Consider the following 15,853-nt stretch of genomic DNA (forward strand, 5'->3'; position numbering starts at 1 on the left):
AGGATGGCTCCCATCGAAACCGACCACCTGGCGAACCACTCAAGGGACCAATGATGATTGCAATGCCCCGTCCCGGGGAGGCCCCCGGAGCCGGCAGGACGTCGGCCCGGAGGGCCCATCATTTCCGCGGGAGCCTCGGCAGGTTTGCCACCGGCGTCGCAATCGTCGCGTTCGACGGCGCCACCAGGCGCCACGGCATCACCGTCAATTCGTTCACCTCCGTGTCCATGGAGCCGCCGCTGGTCCTGGTCAGCATCGCCCGCACGGCCAAGGCTCATGACGAGCTTTCCGGCCGCCCGTTCACGGTGAACATCCTTGGCGCTGAGCAGCGGTTGCTGGCCACGCATTTCGCCGGCCGGCCGGGACCGGAACCCCGCTGGGTGGAAGGCGGAACAGCCCCGCGGCTTTACGGCGTCCTGGCGTACTTCGAGTGCACTCCCTGGGCTGAATACGACGGCGGCGACCACACGCTGTTTCTCGGGGAAGTGGTGAACTTCGACTACCGCAGCGGTGACGCCCTGGCATTCGCGAACGGCGCCTACACCACCATCCCGGAAAGCCAGCTGGGCATGGAGGATCTGCTGTAGCCCTGACATCCCGCATCCGAAGAAACCCACTGCAGCGCAACGAAGACTGGAGAAAGCACAATGGGCATCCGCACCGGCCGGCAGTACCTGGACAAACTCAACGCCATGACGCCCCACGTGGTGATCGACGGCGAAGTCGTGAGTGAAAAAATCGCCGAGCACCCCGCGTTCCGGAACGTGGCCAGGTCCTACGCCAAGCTCTTCGACATGCAGCACGACCCGGCCTACCAGGAAGCGCTGACGTACACCTCGCCCTCCACGGGCGACCTGGTAAACGCGTCCTTCCTGGTTCCCCGGACCATCGAGGATCTGCAGCGCCGCCGTCGGGCTATCTCCACGTGGGCCGAATCCTCCCATGGCTTCCTGGGCCGCTCCGGGGACTACATGAACTCCTCCCTGACCGCGCTCAGCACCGCGGAAAAGTGGTTCTCCCAGGCGGACCCCGCATTCGGCGAGAACATCCGCAAGTACTACGAGTGGGCGCGGGAAAATGACGTCCTGGCCACGCACACGCTCATCCCGCCCCAGGTCAACCGCTCCGTCTCGGGCTCCGAACAGATGGGTGGCCAGTTGTCGGCGCGCATCGTCGAGGAACGGGATGACGGCATTGTGATCAGCGGCGCGCGCATGCTGGCCACTATCGCTCCCATTGCCGACGAGCTCCTGGTGTTTCCATCCACGGTGCTGCGCGGCACCCCGGAGGACGCTCCGTATTCCTACGCCTTCGCCATCCCCAACGATGCTCCGGGCCTGCGCTACCTCTGCCGCGCGTCGCTGTACAACGGCGGCAGCACCCACGACGAGCCGCTGGCCTCGCGCTATGAGGAAATGGACGCGGTGGCCATCTTCGACAACGTCTTCGTGCCGGCCGAGCGGATCTTCATGCTTGGGCATCCGCAGCTCTGTAACGCTTTTTACACGGAAACCGGCGCGGGCGCCCTCATGACGCACCAGGTAGTGACCCGGACCATCGCCAAAAGCGAGTTCTTCCTTGGCCTGGCATCGGAGCTGGCAGAGTCGATTGGAATCGACGGCTTCCAGCACATCCAGGAGGATATCGCGGAACTGATCATCGACGTCGAAATCGGCAAGGCGCTGGTCCGCGCGTCGGAGGCTGACGCCGCCGTCAACGAGGCCGGTGTCATGTTGCCCAAGTGGACAACGCTGAACGCCGCCAGGAACTGGTACCCCAAGGTTGCCCAGCGCTTCCCGCAGATCATCCGGAAGTTCTCCGCCTCCGGGCTGATGGCCCTGCCCGGTGAAGCCGACGTCAACAGCGGCGCCAGGGCGGACATTGAGATGTACCTGCAGGGTAAGACGCTCACCGGCCCTGAGCGCGTCCGCCTGTTCAAGCTCGCCTTTGACGCCTCCATCTCAGGGTTCTCGGGCCGGCAGTCCCTCTATGAGTATTTCTTCTTCGGTGATCCCGTCCGAATGGCCGGCGCCCTCGTGAACAGCTATGACCGCGAACCGGTCCGTGCCAGGGTCCGCGAATTCCTCAGCAGGCGGGACTGACCGTCCCGTCTGGCAGGGTCCTGCCGCCGGAGCCCACAAGGCCTCCGGCAACAGAACCCGAAAGACTTAGTGCGCTTTGTCACACATTCGAGTATCCTCATACTAACTGACCGTTCGATCGGTAATTCGTTCGACGTCATTCCACATTCGGTAGTAGCACGTTTAGGTACTGCCCACAGCCACGGAGTTCCAATGACCGCAACTTCACACGTCGATTCAGAGGCGGGCCCCAGCAGCAAGCACGAGGAACGGAAAGTCCTCGCAGGCACACTGGTAGGCACCACCATCGAGTGGTACGACTTCTTCATCTTCGCCCAGTTGACAGCGACGCTGCTGTCCCCGCTGTTCCTTGCCCCGCTGAATGACGCCAACCCCGGCCTGGCGCAGATTCTGTCCTTCGCGCTGATCGGCATCAGCTTCCTGTTCCGCCCCCTTGGCGCCATCATCGCCGGCCACCTCGGCGACCGTCTTGGCCGCAAGGCCATGCTTGTCTTCACTCTCGTCATGATGGGCGCCGCCACTGCCCTGATCGGTATGCTGCCGACCTACAAGGACATCGGCGTCTGGGCTCCGATCCTCCTGATCCTTCTCCGCGTCATCCAGGGCTTCTCTGCCGGCGGAGAATGGGGCGGTGCTGCCCTGATGGCTGTGGAGCACGCCCCGAAGAGCAAGCGCGGGCTGTTCGGCGCCTACCCGCAGATCGGCGTTCCCGTCGGCATGATCCTGGCCACCGGCCTGCTGTACTTCCTCAATACGGGCATGTCCAAGGCGGACTTCGCCTCCTGGGGCTGGCGGGTGCCGTTCCTGCTGTCCATCGTGCTGATCGTCGTGGGCTACCTGATCCGCCGTGCGGTGGCCGAAAGCCCTGTCTTCCAGGAAATGATCGAGCGCAAGGAGAAGGCCAAGGCGCCTCTCGGCCAGCTGATCAAGTCCCACAAGAAGTCCGTGCTCTACTCCACCATGATCTTCATCGGCAACAACGCGGCCGGCTACCTGCTGATCGCATTCTTCATCTCGTACGCCACGAAGTCATTGAAGATGCCGGTCGCGGAGATCCTCCTCGCCACCACTCTGGCTTCCTTCGGCTGGCTGATCTTCACGCTGGTGGGAGGCTGGCTTTCCGACAAGATCGGACGGGTCAAGACGTTCCTCATCGGCTACGGCATCGTGTTTGCCTGGATGATTCCGATGTTCGCCCTGATCGACACCAAGAACATCATGCTTTACGGCGTGGCACTCTTCGTCCTGACCATCGGCCTGGGGCTGTCCTACGGCCCGATGTCCGCCATGTACGCCGAGATGTTCCCGGCCAACGTCCGCTACTCGGGCATCTCCATCGGCTATGCGTTCGGTGCGATCCTGGGCGGCGCGTTCGCGGCCACCATTGCGGAGACGCTCCTGCAGAGCACTAAGTGGACCGGCTCGATCGGTATCTACATCATGGTCCTGTGCGTCATTTCGGCAATCGGTGTACTCCTGGCCGGGGAAACAAAGGGCCGCCCGCTGGGCGTCAGCAGCCACCACTAGGGGCCGGCTGACCTCAGCGACCTTGCATGCGCGACGGCGGGCGCGGACCACTACGGTCCGCGCCCGCCGTTCTTGTGCCCGGCCGCTATTGCTGCCTTCCGCCGCCGTCGATGTTTTGCGGTGGCGGAGCGTCAGCACAGCGTCCTCGGGCAGGCCCCGGGAACTACTAAACGCCCAGGAACTCGGTAACAGCCTGTTTGAACGCCCTGCTGGTGATCACATTGCTGTGGTTCCGGCCAGGAATCAGCAGTTGCTCCACGAGCGCCCCTGATTTTGCTCCCAGCTCCGCGAGCTCCGGCATGGTTGCGGCGCGGTCGTCCTTTTCCCCGGCCACGAGCAGCATGGGCATGTGCGGAACGGCTTCCGCCGGATCGAAGGGCTCACCCTTGATCGCTTCCACCAGGGACAGCAAGGCAAAAACATTGTTGCTGGGCAGCCCCAGGGCCATCTTCAGGAGGGCGGCCGTGGATTCGTCCGCAATGGGTGTGCCGTCGGCGAGGTAGCGCTGGGCAGCCACCAGGTCAAAGGCCGCCAGGGGGTCCGCGATGTTGGGTCCGCCAAGCACTAACCGGTGAACCAGTTCCGGCTGGGTGGCGCCGAATTCCCAAGCAAGCCGGGACCCGAGGGAATAGCCGATGACGTCAAGCCCGCTGGCGGGGTCGTCGTCCCGCAACGGGCGGACACCGGCGTCGAACGCCACCTGCAGGAGGTCCGCGCGGATCCGGCTGGGGCTGTACGAGTCCATGTCCTCCGGGGCGCCGCTGCGGCCGTGGCCGGGCAGGTCCACGGTGATGACGCGGCGGCCGGCTTCCAGCAGGGCAGCCAGCCAGCCGGTGTCCTGCCAGTTGAGCCTGGTGGAAGAGGAGAATCCATGCAGCAGCAGGACGGGCCGCAGGCCGGCGTCGGTCTCCGGCTCGTGCACCTCCACGTAAAGCTGGGGGTCGGTGCCCTCCACGGTGTGGTGGTGCTGCTCGCCGGTGTGCCTGCCGCTCATGGTGTCAATCCTCATCAAGTACGGCGCTCAGGCGGACCCGGCGCTTCGGTGCCTCTTCCTTCGGGACGGTGCCCACGATACCGGCGGTGTTGTCCGGTACCTCAAACACAATCAGGGGCTCGCCGACATTGATCTTGTCACCGGGCCCGCCGTGGATACGAACCACTTTACCTGCCTGCGGACTGGGCAGTTCAACAGCGGATTTGGTGGTCTCCACCTCGACGAGCGGCTGGTTCCGCTCCACCTGGTCGCCGGGTGAAACCAGCCATTCCAGCACGGTCGCCTCGATCAGGCCCTCGCCGAGATCGGGTAGCGGGAACGAAATTTCAGCCACGGCGGTACTCCAATACTCGCTGGATCCCGAAGAGGATCCGGTCAATGTTCGGGATGTATTCGTCTTCGAGGTCGCCGGAGGGGTACGGGACGTCGAAGCCGGTGATTCGCTCCACGGGGGCCTTGAGGGTGTCGAAGCAGCCCTGGGTGATGAGCTGGGCCACTTCGGCGCCAAGTCCTGAAGTCCGCGGCGCTTCATGGACGACGACGGCCCGGCGCGTCTTCCGCACGGACGCCGCCAGCGCCGCTTCGTCGATCGGCTTGAGCCAGCGCAGGTCGAGGACCTCGACATCGATTCCGTCCTCCGCGGCGAGCCCGGCTACCTGCAGGCAGCGGGCCACCATGGCGCCCCAGGCAACCAGGGTGAGGTGGCGGCCTTCGCGCATAACCTTCGCGCCGGTGGGCGGGCTGCCGGCGGGGGAGCCGGACCGGTCTGCCGAGTCAAAGTCCACCTCGCCTTTTTGCCAGTAGCGGGACTTCGGCTCCATGAAGATCACCGGGTCCGGCCGTGTGGCGGCGTACTTGAGCAGGTGGTAGGCCTCATGCGGGTTCGACGGCGAAACCACCTTCAGCCCGGGCACGTGTGCAAAGAGCGCTTCAAGGCTTTCCCCGTGGTGTTCCGGGGCGCGGATGCCGCCGAAGCTGGGCACGCGCAGCGTGATCGGCATAGGCATGGTGCCGCGGCTGCGGTAGTTCATCCGGGCAATCTGGCAGACGATCTGGTTGATGGCCGGATAGGCGAAGCCGTCGAACTGGACCTCGGGAATCGGGTGGAAACCGGCCATGGCCAGGCCCACAGACATGCCCAGGATGCCTGACTCGGCGAGCGGGGTGTCGAACACCCGGCCGGTGCCGTACTTCGCCTGGAGGCCGTCCGTAATGCGGAACACGCCGCCCAGCCGGCCGCAATCCTCACCGAAGACCAGCGATTTCGGGTTCCCGGCCAGCACCTCGTCCAGGGCCCGGTTAAGGGCCTGTTGCATGGAAAGCTGTTCCACATTGTGGCGTGGAGTTCCGTCGGCCATGGCGTCCCCGCCTTCCAGGATGGCGTTAGACATGTTCGGACTCCTCGCGCCAGTTGGCGGCCTGGGCTTGCAGGGCAGGCGTGGCTTCCTGGAAGACCAGGTCGAACATTTCGGTGCCGGGGCGGGAACCGAGCGCCTGGATCCCCGCGCGGATGAGTTCTTCTTCGGCTTTGGCGGCGGCGAGTGCCTTAGCGAAGAAGCTCTCGTCGGCGACTCCGTCGGCGAGCAACTTCTTCCGGAACCGTTCCAGCGGGTCTTCGCCGGCGTCGTCGCGCTCTTCATTGAGCGAACGGTACCGGCCGGGATCATCGGAGGTGGAGTGCGGGCCGCGGCGGTAGGTCATTGCCTCAATGAGGACGGGGCCGTTGCCTGCCCGGGCGTGCGCGAAGGCGCGCCGGGTCACTTCGACCACCGCAACGACGTCGTTCCCGTCGATCCGCAGCGCCGGCATGCCGTACCCGGCGGCGCGGGCCGCCACCGAGCCGCCGGCCACCTGGCGTTCGGTGGGAACCGAGATGGCCCAGCCGTTGTTCTGGACGAAGAAGACCACCGGAGCCTTCATGATGGCCGCGAAATTCAGGGCTTCGTGGACGTCGCCCTGGGAGGATGCGCCGTCGCCGAAATACGTCATTGCCACGCCGGTCGCCTGATCCAGGGTCTGGCCGTGGGCCCAGCCCACGGCGTGGAGCACGGATCCGCCGACCACGGCCTGGATGGGTGCAAGCCGGGATTCCTGGGGGTTGTAGAGTCCGCCGTGCCAGGTGGCTTTGTGCGTGGACATATAGGCCACCATGTCCACACCCATGGCCCGGGCCACGCCCATTTCGCGGTAGGTGGGGAAGACAAAGTCGCGGGTGGTGTCCACGGCGTAGCCGCTCCCCACCTGGGCGGCCTCCTGGCCCAGTTCGGGGGCGTAGCCCGGGATGAGGCCCTGACGCTGCCAGGCGATCGCGGAAGTGTCCAGGTGCCGGACGGCCACCATCAGCGAATACAGTTCACGGAGCTGGTCGCCGGTCAGCGGTCCGGCCGGCACGCCGGCCAGCTGGTCGGAGTGCGGTCCCGGCAGTCGGCCGGCGTCGTTGCCGGTGGCGGGGGAAGGCGAGGTATCCATGGCTGTGACCCTAGTCACCCGCGGTATGCCCGGCAATCAGCTCATGATTCACTAGCCAGATTGCCCAAAACTGCCACGGACTGAGCTGGATCGCATGGCAATTTGCCTAGCGCATCGGGATTGGTCCGCAGGCCGTGCAACCCAATGCGGTGGGGGGTGGCCTACTGGGCTGCGCTGCGCTGCCGCGACGCCGCCACTTTTGCCCCGAGCCAACAGGCGGCGGCAATCCCGGCTACCAGGGCGATGGTGCTGAAGAGCTGCCGGCTGCTCTCGGCGCCGGTGAAGCCGACGGCGAAGATCAGTGCCAGCAGGACCAGTCCGAAGATCGTCAGGCCAGGGAATCCCTTCATCCGCAGCGGAAGATCAGTACCGTCTCGGTCCGCCCTGCGGCGCAGGATCAGCTGGGAGATAAGGGCGGAACCCCAGACCATGAGGCAGGTTGAGCCCACCAGCTGGAAGAGCGCCGGCAGGATCTGTTCCGGAAAGAGGAGCTCCAGTACGGCGGCAATGAAGCCGAACGCCACGGATACGCCCACGGCAACCATCGGAACCCTGGCCTTGTTCAGCTTCGACAGGAAGCGCGGAGCCTCGCCGCGTTGGGCCAGGGAGTAGATCATCCGGGAGGAGCCGTAGAGATTGGCGTTGAGGGCGGACAGCAGCGCGATGACTGCCACGAGGGTGATGGCCGTGCCGGCACCCGGGATGCGTGCGGCGTCGAGAACGCCGGCGAACGGTGACGACAGGGATGCGGAAGTCGCGGGCAGGACCGCGGCAATGACAAAGACCGAGCCGACGTAGAACACGATGATTCGCCACAGCACCGTGCGGATGGCCAGGCCCACGCTGTGGCGCGGGTTCTCGGTCTCAGCGGCAGCCACGCTCACGATCTCAGTGCCGCCGAAGGCAAAGATGACCACAAAGAGGGCCGTCGCAATTCCACCGAGGCCTGCCGGCGCGAAGTTGCCGGTGATGTTGCCCAGGCCGGGGCTTGGCGCGTCAGGCAGCAGGCCCAGGAGAAGGGCTGTTCCAATGCCAAGGAACATTAGGATTGCCGCCACCTTGAGGATAGCGAACCAGAACTCGAATTCGCCGAAGTTATTCACACCGGCCAGGTTGATGGCGGTAAAGAGGGCCATGAAGACCAGGGACAGCGCCCAGACGGGAACCACCGGCCACACCGTGAACAGCAGGCCCGCCGCGCCAAGTGCCTCGGCGGCAATGACCACCACCAGCTGCAGCCACCACAGCCAGCCCACGGTTGCCCCGGCCGTGCGGCCCATGGCTTTCTCCGCATAGACGGAGAACGCCCCGCTGTTAGGGTTGGCTGCAGCCATCTCGCCCAGGGCCCACATGACCAAAATGATCAGCGTGCCGGCCACGAGGTAGGAGATCAGGACGGCCGGCCCTGCGGCCTGGACGCCCGCCCCCGAGCCCAGGAACAGTCCGGCTCCGATAGCGCTTCCCAGTCCCATCATGGTGAGCTGGCGGGGTTTCATGCTGTGGCCGAGCGAGGTGGATGGGCGCTCTGCGGTGGACTTCATCGTCATGCTTGCGAACCTTCTTATGGTCGGGGGTCTGGTCCTTTTGGGACTTATTGAATTTACCGCCCCGGGAGGGACCCTGTGCACGCCGTCCGTGAGAGCATGGGTGCAGTTTGCGGGAAAAGCCCCTTCTTTTTCGGCGATTTGTGAACTGTACGGCCGGCTTGAAAGGAAAATCGATGAACGTGGATGCGCTGGACGCAAAAATTGTCCGATTCTTCACGGATTCACCCAGGGCGTCGGTGCTCGAAGCCTCGCGGGTCCTGAAGATTGCCCGCGCCACGGTCCAGTCCCGGCTGGACCGGATGGCCGCCGACGGGGTTATCGGGTCCTGGGTACCCCAACCGGACCCGTCCCGCTTCGGCTACCCCGTGGTGGCGTTCTGCTCGCTCACGATCAACCAGGACCTGGGCCATGACGCGGTGGTCGAAGCGCTTGCCCGCATTCCTGAACTTACGGAGATTCACACGGTATCCGGCAGTTCGGACCTGATGGCACGGGTCGTGGCTCGGTCCAACCCGGACCTGCAACGGGTTCTGGATGCCATGATCGCCACGAAGACGGTGCTGCGGTCCTCGTCCGTGATTGTGCTGAATACCCATTTCCAGGGCCGAACCCTGCCCTTGCTCGAGGCCGCAGCCGCAATGTGACCTGAAGCATTTTGCCTGGGAGACCGGCAGTCGTACCATTAGTTCTAGTCATATTGACTATAACTGGCCGAAGCGCCCCGGAGGTGGACGCCGGCCGAAGCCCAAAGGCGCCGCCAGGCGCGAGGAAAGCGGGGTGAACCGCTGTGTACACGAGCTCTGCCAACGTTGCCGAGCGGCAGTCGGCACCTCCGTCGCTCGCCATTTCCACGGTGATCTTCGCACTCCGCCCCAGCGAGTCGTCCGGCCGTCCTACGCTGTGGCTCCCGCTGGTGCGCCGGATCCGTGAGCCGTTCAAGGACCTGTGGGCGCTGCCCGGGGGTCCGCTGACCCACGCCGAATCCCTTCAGGATGCGGCCTCCCGGAACCTGCGGGATACCACCGGACTGGCCCCCAAGTACCTGGAGCAGCTCTACGCCTTCGGCGGCCTCCACCGCTCTCCGACCCAGCGCGTGGTGTCCATCGTCTACTGGGCGCTGGTCCAGCCTACGGAGGCCGCGCTCGCCGACGAGTCCGAAAACGTCAGGTGGTTCCGGGCGGACCGGCTGGGAGAGCTGGCCTTCGACCACAATGCGATCGTGGAGTACGCCCTCGGGCGCCTGCGGAACAAGCTGGCTTATGGTTCGGTCGCCTACCACTTGCTGGGGGAGTACTTCACCCTGGCCCAGGTCCGGGAGGTCTACGAAGCCGTCCTTGACCGTGAGCTGGATCCGGCGAACTTCCGCCGCCAGCTCAAGTCCACGCCGGAAATCGAAGAAACCGGCGAATACCTGCAGGGTGGAAAACACCGCCCTCCCCGCCTCTACCGCTTTACCGGCCGCCCCGGCCTTGACCCAGATAACAGGAGCACACCATGAGCAGCGTCAACACGGCAATCCAGTTGATCACTCGCGAACAGGCCGAACAGCGGGCCGCAGGCATTGCGACAGGCGCTGCGACTTGCAGCCCGGCACTCGCCCGCGGGCCGTGGGACTACGATCTCGCCGAAGCCCTCGCCGGTGTGCCCGCTTACGGTCCGGGTGCCTCCAGTGCCGACGTGGCCCCTGCCGCCACGCCGCGCCAGGGTCAGTTGCCGGAGGAATACAAGAAGGCCAGCGACGCCGAACTGGACGCCCGCATCAGGGCAGCCAAAGCAGCCCTCGGGGACAAAGCCGTTATCCTGGGGCACTTCTACCAGCGGGACGAGGTCATTGAATACGCCGACTTCGTGGGCGACTCCTTCCAACTGGCGAACGCCGCGCTCACCAGGCCGGACGCCGAGGCCATCATCTTCTGCGGTGTCCACTTCATGGCCGAGACCGCGGACATCCTGTCCAAGCCCGACCAGGCGGTCATCCTGCCGAACCTTGCAGCGGGCTGCTCCATGGCAGACATGGCGGACATCGACTCTGTGACCGAGTGCTGGGAGCAGCTGGAAGAGCTTTACGGCACCGAGCCCGACGCCGACGGCAGGGTACCGGTCATCCCCGTCACCTACATGAACTCCTCCGCGGCGCTCAAGGGCTTCTGCGGAGAGCACGGCGGCATCGTCTGCACGTCGTCCAACGCGGCCACGGTTCTCGAATGGGCCTTCCAGCGCGGCCAGCGGGTCCTGTTCTTCCCCGACCAGCACCTGGGCCGCAATACCGCCAAGGCCATGGGCGTGCCGATGGAGCAGATGCCCATGTGGAACCCGCGCAAGGACCTCGGCGGCAATGACGAGCAGGCCCTGCTCGATTCCCGCGTGATCCTGTGGCACGGCTTCTGCTCGGTGCACAAGCGCTTCAACGTGGGGCAGATCGAGAAAGCCCGCGCCGAATTCCCGGGCGTCAACGTGATTGTGCACCCCGAGTGCCCCATGGAGGTGGTGGACGCCGCCGACTCCGCGGGGTCTACCGACTTCATCAGGAAGGCCATCGCTGCGGCCACGGAACCGACCACCTTTGCCATCGGCACCGAGATCAACATGGTTAACCGGCTCGCCGCGGAGTACCCCCAGCACACCATCTTCTGCCTGGACCCGGTGATTTGCCCGTGCTCCACCATGTACCGGATCCACCCGGGCTACCTCGCCTGGGTGCTGGAGGCACTGGTCAATGGTGAAACCCTGAACCGCATCACCGTGGACGACGACGTTGCTGCACCGGCGCGCGTAGCCCTCGAGCGGATGCTGGCGGCGCGGCCGTGACCACGGCCCGTGCGGCCCGCAGGGCCGCGCTCGAAGATGCGACGCAGCGCCGCCGCCTCGTGGTGGTGGGCAGCGGAATTGCCGGGCTCTACGCAGCGCTGCTGGCGGCCGACGCCGAAGGGGGCGCTGCGGCAGACGTGGTCCTACTGAGCAAGGGGCAGCTGGAGCACAGCAACACCTTCTACGCCCAGGGCGGCGTGTCGGCTGTGCTGGAACCCGGCGAAGCCGCCCCCGGCGACACGGTGGATGCGCATGTCGCGGACACTCTTGCAGCCGGTGCGGGCCTGAACAACCCCGACGCCGTGCGGATTCTTTGCGCGGAAGCAGTGCGGGACATCGCCGGGCTGCGGCGGTACGGAGTGATTTTCGACGCCGACGCGCAGGGGGACACCGCACTGGGGCTGGAGGCTGCCCATTCCGCGCCACGCATCCTGCACGCAGGCGGCGACGCCACCGGAGCCCGCATTGCCCGCGGCCTGATCGCCGCCGTCCTGGAGCGGGCCGTGTCCGGCCGGCTCCGGCTGGAAACCGGTGCGTTCGTCACGGAGCTGACGACGGCGGACGGCCGGGTGACCGGCGTGAATTACTTGCAGAACGGCGAACTCAAGAGCCTGCCGGCGGCGGGCGTGCTGCTCGCCACCGGCGGCGCGGGCAGGATCTTCGCACGCACCAGCAACCCCTCCGTTGCCACGGCGGATGGACTGGCGCTGGCCTGGCGTGCCGGCGCCGCAGTGGACGACCTCGAATTCTTCCAGTTCCACCCCACCACCATGGCGATGCCGGAGACAGCAGGCGGCCCGCCGCCCCTGCTGGTGTCCGAAGCAGTCCGCGGCGAAGGCGCGGTGCTGCTGGATGCCGAAGGCCACCGTTTCATGCCGGATTATCACCCCGACGCGGAACTCGCGCCGCGCGACGTCGTCTCCCGCAGTATCGCGCTGCACCTGGCCCGGACCGGCGCACCGGCGGACAGCCCGGTGTTCCTCGACGCCCGGGGCATCGAGGCGGCCAAGGGGCCCGGTTTCCTGGCACGGCGGTTCCCCACGATCTCCGCCGCCACGGCAGCGGCAGGTTTCGACTGGACCGCTGAACCGCTGCCGGTCTCTCCGGCCGCGCATTACTGGATGGGCGGAGTGGTAACGGACGTGGACGGGCGGACCACCGTTCCGGGACTCTACGCAGCGGGCGAGGTGGCCTGCACCGGCGCCCAGGGCGCCAACAGGCTCGCCAGCAATTCGCTGCTCGAAGGGCTGGTCTTCGGGCGGCGTGCTGTGGAGTCCTTCCTTGATGGGGAGCCGTCGCACGACAGCACTGCTCCGCGTGCTGTCTCGGCCGCTGGCGGCCTCCCCTTGACGCACGCTTCCGCAGCACTGTCGCGCGACTTCGCCGGGGGAGGAGCCCCAGCGGAGGCCCCCGAAGGTGTTGTTAGGACTGCGACTGATCCCGGGCCGTTTTCCCGTGACGCTTTGGGGCGGTTGATGACCGGTGCTGCCGGGGTGCTGCGCACGGGGGCGGAACTCGACGCCGCGGCAGCACAGCTGGACTACTGGGCGGGCTCAGTCCGCTCCACTGAATCAGGGGACCCGCGTGAGTACGAGGACCGCAACCTGCTGCTGGCCGCGCGGCTGCTGGTGGAGGCCGCCCGGAACCGGACGGTATCCGTCGGCGCCCACTACCGGGCCGACACGGACCATGCGCCAGCCCCCACCCATTCGATGCAAAGGATTTCCTCATGACCACCACAGCCCAGGAAACGGCAGCCGCCGAAACGACTACCCTGCCGGGCGTTGCGCTGAACGGCAGCCTTCCCGAAGCAGCAGTGCTGGATGTCCTGCGCGCTGCGCTCGCCGAGGATGCCCCTTACGGTGACATCACCTCGCAGGTCCTCATCCCGGCGCAGGCACGCGCGACGGCGGTCCTGAACGCCCGGGTGCCGGGCGTCCTGAGTGGAGGAGCCGTGTTCTCCGCGGCCATGAAGCTCACGGACCCGGACGCCGTCGTCGAGCTGCTGGTGGCGGACGGCGAACGGTTCGGCGCGGGGACGCCGCTGGCCAGGGTGACCGGCAACGCCCGCGCGGTCCTGCTGGCGGAGCGTGTGGCACTGAACCTGGTGCAGCGGCTGAGTGCAATAGCCACGAAGACCGCTGAATTCGTGGGCCTCGTCCAGGGAACCAAAGCCCGGATCACGGACACCCGGAAGACGACGCCGGGCTTGCGCGTGCTTGAGCGCTACGCCGTTCGCTGCGGCGGCGGCGCCAACCACCGCTTCAGCCTGTCCGACGCCGTGCTGGCCAAGGACAACCACCTCGCGGTCATCACCGGAGGAGACCCGGCGAAACTCACGGCGGTGCTCAAGTCGGCCAAGGCGCAGCTCGGCCACACCACGCACTTTGAGGTTGAAGTGGACCGGATGGAACAGGTGGAGCCGGTCCTTGCGGCCGGAGTGGACACCATCATGCTGGACAACTTCACGCTCGAGGAACTGGCCGCCGGCGTAGCCCTGGTGGACGGGCGGGCACGGGTGGAAGCCAGCGGAAACGTCAACCTCGGAACAGTGGCAGCGATCGCCGCCACCGGGGTGGACGTCATTTCCATCGGCGGCCTCACCCACAGCGTCGTCGCCCTTGACCTGGGCCTGGACGTTGAACTGCTGGACATTGAACCGGCGGACACTGAACTGACGGTGGGCTGAACACCCATGATTTTCCTTGACGCAGCGGCCACCACGCCGGTCCGCCGCGAAGTGCTGGAAGCCATGTGGCCCTACCTCACCGGCGAATTCGGGAACCCGTCGAGCCACCACTCGCTCGGCGAGTCCGCGGCCGCGGCGCTCGCGGCCGCCCGCACAACCACCGCCAGGGCACTGAACTGCCGCCCGGCCGAAATGACCTTCACGTCCGGCGGCACCGAAGCGGACAACCTCGCCGTTAAAGGCATCGCCCTGGCACGGCAGGCTGCGGACCCGGCCCTTAACCGCGTGGTGATCAGCGCCGTCGAACATCCGGCGGTGGAGGAATCGGCGCGCTACCTCGAACGCTTCCACGGTTTCACCGTTGACATCGTCCCGGTGGACGGCTTGGGGCAGGTTACACCGCACGCCTTGGCGGCAGTCCTGCGTCCGGAGACCGCACTGGTCAGCATCATGTACGCCAACAATGAGGTGGGGACCGTCCAGCCCATCCGGCAGCTCGCCGGACTGGCCCGGGAGCTCGGGATACCGTTCCACACCGATGCCGTCCAGGCGGCAGGCTGGCTGCCGCTGGACACGAAAATTCTGGGCGTGGACGCCATGAGTATCTCCGGGCACAAGCTGGGGGCGCCCAAAGGGAACGGGGCCTTGTTCGTGCGGAGCCGCACCCGCATTGAGCCCCTGCTCCATGGCGGCGGGCAGGAACGCGGCCGCCGATCAGGAACAGAGAACGTTGCCGGCGCCGTGGCCTTGGCCACCGCGCTATCGTTGGTCCGCCCCGAACAGGGGCACGTGACCGCCCTCCGGGACGACTTCATCCGCGAGGTCCTGGCCGGCGTCCCGGGCGCGCAGCTGACCGGACACCCGCTGGAACGGCTGCCGTCGGTGGCTTCGTTCTGCTTCCCCGGAACCAGCGGCGAATCAGTGCTTCTTGAATTGGAACGGCAGGGCGTGGTGTGCTCCAGCGGCTCTGCATGCGCTGCCGGATCCGACGCCGCCTCGCCGGTGCTCCTGGCAATGGGCATCCCGTCCGAAGTCGCCCAGACCGCCGTCCGCTTCAGCTTCGATACGGCGGTGACAGCCGCGGAACTGCACGAAGCGGCAGCAGCCGTCAGGAACGCCGTGGGCAGTGTGCTGACGCTCGGTATCCGCTAGGCGGGCGACACCGCGCCGGCGGCGGTGCCACGTCAGCGGTGCCGTGCCCGGCGGAAGATCCAGTGCCGCAGGAGCGCGAAGCGCACGGCGGTTGCCAGGAACCCGGACAGGGTAGTGGTCCACAGCTCATCCGACATGGTGGCTTCCGGGTTGAGCCAGTGCAGCACGCCGAGGCTGCCGCCGGTGATCACCAGCGCAATCACGATAACCACCAGGCCGCTCAGGTGATCCCTGGCAACTTTCCCGCGCCCGGAAATCTTGAACGTGAGCCGCCGGTTAAGGGCCGTGTTCATGACCGAGGTGATGATCAGCGCCGCGGCGTTGGCCAGCTGCGGTCCCAGCCAGGGACGGAGCAGCGCATACAGGGCAAGTGAGGTCACGGTGCACACGATGCCCACTCCGGTGAACCGGAGGAGCTGCCGGACGGCCGGGAACCGCAGGATGCCCCGGTAGTGCTTTGTGGCCGGCGGACGCCGGACGGCTGTGTCGGATCCGGACTGTTGCGTCAGCGGGACGGCGGGCGCAGCAGGTGATTCCATCGCTCAAGCCTGCCACACCACACCGG

General features: G+C 66.3%; 15 protein-coding genes. 9 read left to right on the forward strand and 6 right to left on the reverse strand.

All coding sequences use genetic code 11. From position 1 onward, the window contains the following. Positions 1-53 precede the first annotated feature (53 nt). The 3 genes from ACFVWT_RS05060 to ACFVWT_RS05070 all read left to right on the forward strand — a co-directional run bounded on the left by ACFVWT_RS05060 (position 54) and on the right by ACFVWT_RS05070 (position 3,629). Positions 54-587, forward strand: a complete 534-nt coding sequence (locus ACFVWT_RS05060) for a flavin reductase family protein (RefSeq protein ID WP_390245800.1) — start codon at positions 54-56, stop codon at positions 585-587. A gap of 60 nt (positions 588-647) precedes the next feature. Then, a complete protein-coding gene (gene hpaB / locus ACFVWT_RS05065) occupies positions 648-2,102 on the forward strand; it encodes a 4-hydroxyphenylacetate 3-monooxygenase, oxygenase component (RefSeq protein WP_390245802.1) in 1,455 nt (484 codons plus the stop codon). A gap of 192 nt (positions 2,103-2,294) precedes the next feature. Beyond that, positions 2,295-3,629, forward strand: coding sequence for an MFS transporter (locus tag ACFVWT_RS05070; RefSeq protein ID WP_390245804.1), 1,335 nt, complete (start codon positions 2,295-2,297; stop codon positions 3,627-3,629). A 166-nt stretch (positions 3,630-3,795) separates the two neighbouring features. On the opposite strand, the gene ACFVWT_RS05075 is transcribed toward ACFVWT_RS05070, so the two are convergent. The 5 genes from ACFVWT_RS05075 to ACFVWT_RS05095 form a co-directional block, all read right to left on the reverse strand. Then, complete coding sequence (locus ACFVWT_RS05075; protein WP_390245806.1) at positions 3,796-4,623, reverse strand: alpha/beta fold hydrolase; 828 nt, start codon at positions 4,621-4,623, stop codon at positions 3,796-3,798. Between the two features lie 4 nt (positions 4,624-4,627). Further along, positions 4,628-4,957 carry a biotin/lipoyl-containing protein gene (locus ACFVWT_RS05080; protein ID WP_043482513.1) on the reverse strand — a complete coding sequence of 110 codons (330 nt, stop codon included), beginning with the start codon at positions 4,955-4,957 and terminating at the stop codon, positions 4,628-4,630. After that, complete coding sequence (locus ACFVWT_RS05085) at positions 4,950-6,014, reverse strand: alpha-ketoacid dehydrogenase subunit beta (RefSeq protein ID WP_390245809.1); 1,065 nt, start codon at positions 6,012-6,014, stop codon at positions 4,950-4,952. The genes ACFVWT_RS05080 and ACFVWT_RS05085 overlap by 8 nt, the downstream gene beginning before the upstream one ends. Next, the gene (locus tag ACFVWT_RS05090; protein WP_390247076.1) at positions 6,007-6,963 is read right to left on the reverse strand and encodes a thiamine pyrophosphate-dependent enzyme; all 957 of its coding nucleotides are present in this window, start codon (positions 6,961-6,963) and stop codon (positions 6,007-6,009) included. Before ACFVWT_RS05090 ends, ACFVWT_RS05085 begins: the two co-directional genes overlap by 8 nt. 290 nt (positions 6,964-7,253) lie before the next feature. Next, positions 7,254-8,639: an amino acid permease gene (locus ACFVWT_RS05095; protein WP_390245811.1), complete on the reverse strand. Its 1,386-nt coding sequence runs from the start codon at positions 8,637-8,639 to the stop codon at positions 7,254-7,256. A gap of 173 nt (positions 8,640-8,812) precedes the next feature. Here ACFVWT_RS05095 and ACFVWT_RS05100 point away from each other — a divergent pair, with 173 nt between their 5' ends. The 6 genes from ACFVWT_RS05100 to ACFVWT_RS05125 all read left to right on the forward strand — a co-directional run bounded on the left by ACFVWT_RS05100 (position 8,813) and on the right by ACFVWT_RS05125 (position 15,288). After that, on the forward strand, positions 8,813-9,283 hold the full coding sequence (locus ACFVWT_RS05100; RefSeq protein ID WP_390245813.1) for an Lrp/AsnC family transcriptional regulator: 471 nt from the start codon (positions 8,813-8,815) through the stop codon (positions 9,281-9,283). A gap of 143 nt (positions 9,284-9,426) precedes the next feature. Continuing rightward, a complete protein-coding gene (locus ACFVWT_RS05105) occupies positions 9,427-10,137 on the forward strand; it encodes an NUDIX domain-containing protein (protein ID WP_390245815.1) in 711 nt (236 codons plus the stop codon). Further along, positions 10,134-11,447 carry a quinolinate synthase NadA gene (gene nadA, locus ACFVWT_RS05110; RefSeq protein ID WP_390245817.1) on the forward strand — a complete coding sequence of 438 codons (1,314 nt, stop codon included), beginning with the start codon at positions 10,134-10,136 and terminating at the stop codon, positions 11,445-11,447. The genes ACFVWT_RS05105 and nadA overlap by 4 nt, the downstream gene beginning before the upstream one ends. Then, positions 11,444-13,180 (forward strand): L-aspartate oxidase, encoded by a 1,737-nt coding sequence (locus ACFVWT_RS05115; RefSeq protein ID WP_390245819.1) that lies wholly within the window; start codon positions 11,444-11,446, stop codon positions 13,178-13,180. The genes nadA and ACFVWT_RS05115 overlap by 4 nt, the downstream gene beginning before the upstream one ends. Next, complete coding sequence (gene nadC, locus ACFVWT_RS05120; protein WP_390245821.1) at positions 13,177-14,136, forward strand: carboxylating nicotinate-nucleotide diphosphorylase; 960 nt, start codon at positions 13,177-13,179, stop codon at positions 14,134-14,136. The genes ACFVWT_RS05115 and nadC overlap by 4 nt, the downstream gene beginning before the upstream one ends. Positions 14,137-14,142: 6 nt before the next feature. Then, on the forward strand, positions 14,143-15,288 hold the full coding sequence (locus ACFVWT_RS05125; protein ID WP_390245823.1) for a cysteine desulfurase family protein: 1,146 nt from the start codon (positions 14,143-14,145) through the stop codon (positions 15,286-15,288). A 32-nt stretch (positions 15,289-15,320) separates the two neighbouring features. Here ACFVWT_RS05125 and ACFVWT_RS05130 read toward each other — a convergent pair whose 3' ends face one another. Continuing rightward, positions 15,321-15,827 (reverse strand): GtrA family protein, encoded by a 507-nt coding sequence (locus ACFVWT_RS05130; protein ID WP_390245825.1) that lies wholly within the window; start codon positions 15,825-15,827, stop codon positions 15,321-15,323. Between the last annotated feature and the right edge of the window lie 26 nt (positions 15,828-15,853).

The sequence above is a fragment of the Arthrobacter sp. NPDC058288 genome (assembly GCF_042880995.1).
Lineage (GTDB): Bacteria > Actinomycetota > Actinomycetes > Actinomycetales > Micrococcaceae > Arthrobacter.

Coding starts and splice junctions, on each gene's coding strand:
- ACFVWT_RS05060 (WP_390245800.1), top strand. CDS start 54: ATGATTGCAATGCCCCGTCCCGGGGAGGCCCCCGGAGCCGGCAGGACG.
- hpaB (WP_390245802.1), top strand. CDS start 648: ATGGGCATCCGCACCGGCCGGCAGTACCTGGACAAACTCAACGCCATG.
- ACFVWT_RS05070 (WP_390245804.1), top strand. CDS start 2,295: ATGACCGCAACTTCACACGTCGATTCAGAGGCGGGCCCCAGCAGCAAG.
- ACFVWT_RS05075 (WP_390245806.1), bottom strand. CDS start 4,623: ATGAGCGGCAGGCACACCGGCGAGCAGCACCACCACACCGTGGAGGGC.
- ACFVWT_RS05085 (WP_390245809.1), bottom strand. CDS start 6,014: ATGTCTAACGCCATCCTGGAAGGCGGGGACGCCATGGCCGACGGAACT.
- ACFVWT_RS05090 (WP_390247076.1), bottom strand. CDS start 6,963: ATGGTGGCCGTCCGGCACCTGGACACTTCCGCGATCGCCTGGCAGCGT.
- ACFVWT_RS05095 (WP_390245811.1), bottom strand. CDS start 8,639: ATGACGATGAAGTCCACCGCAGAGCGCCCATCCACCTCGCTCGGCCAC.
- ACFVWT_RS05100 (WP_390245813.1), top strand. CDS start 8,813: ATGAACGTGGATGCGCTGGACGCAAAAATTGTCCGATTCTTCACGGAT.
- nadA (WP_390245817.1), top strand. CDS start 10,134: ATGAGCAGCGTCAACACGGCAATCCAGTTGATCACTCGCGAACAGGCC.
- nadC (WP_390245821.1), top strand. CDS start 13,177: ATGACCACCACAGCCCAGGAAACGGCAGCCGCCGAAACGACTACCCTG.
- ACFVWT_RS05125 (WP_390245823.1), top strand. CDS start 14,143: ATGATTTTCCTTGACGCAGCGGCCACCACGCCGGTCCGCCGCGAAGTG.
- ACFVWT_RS05130 (WP_390245825.1), bottom strand. CDS start 15,827: ATGGAATCACCTGCTGCGCCCGCCGTCCCGCTGACGCAACAGTCCGGA.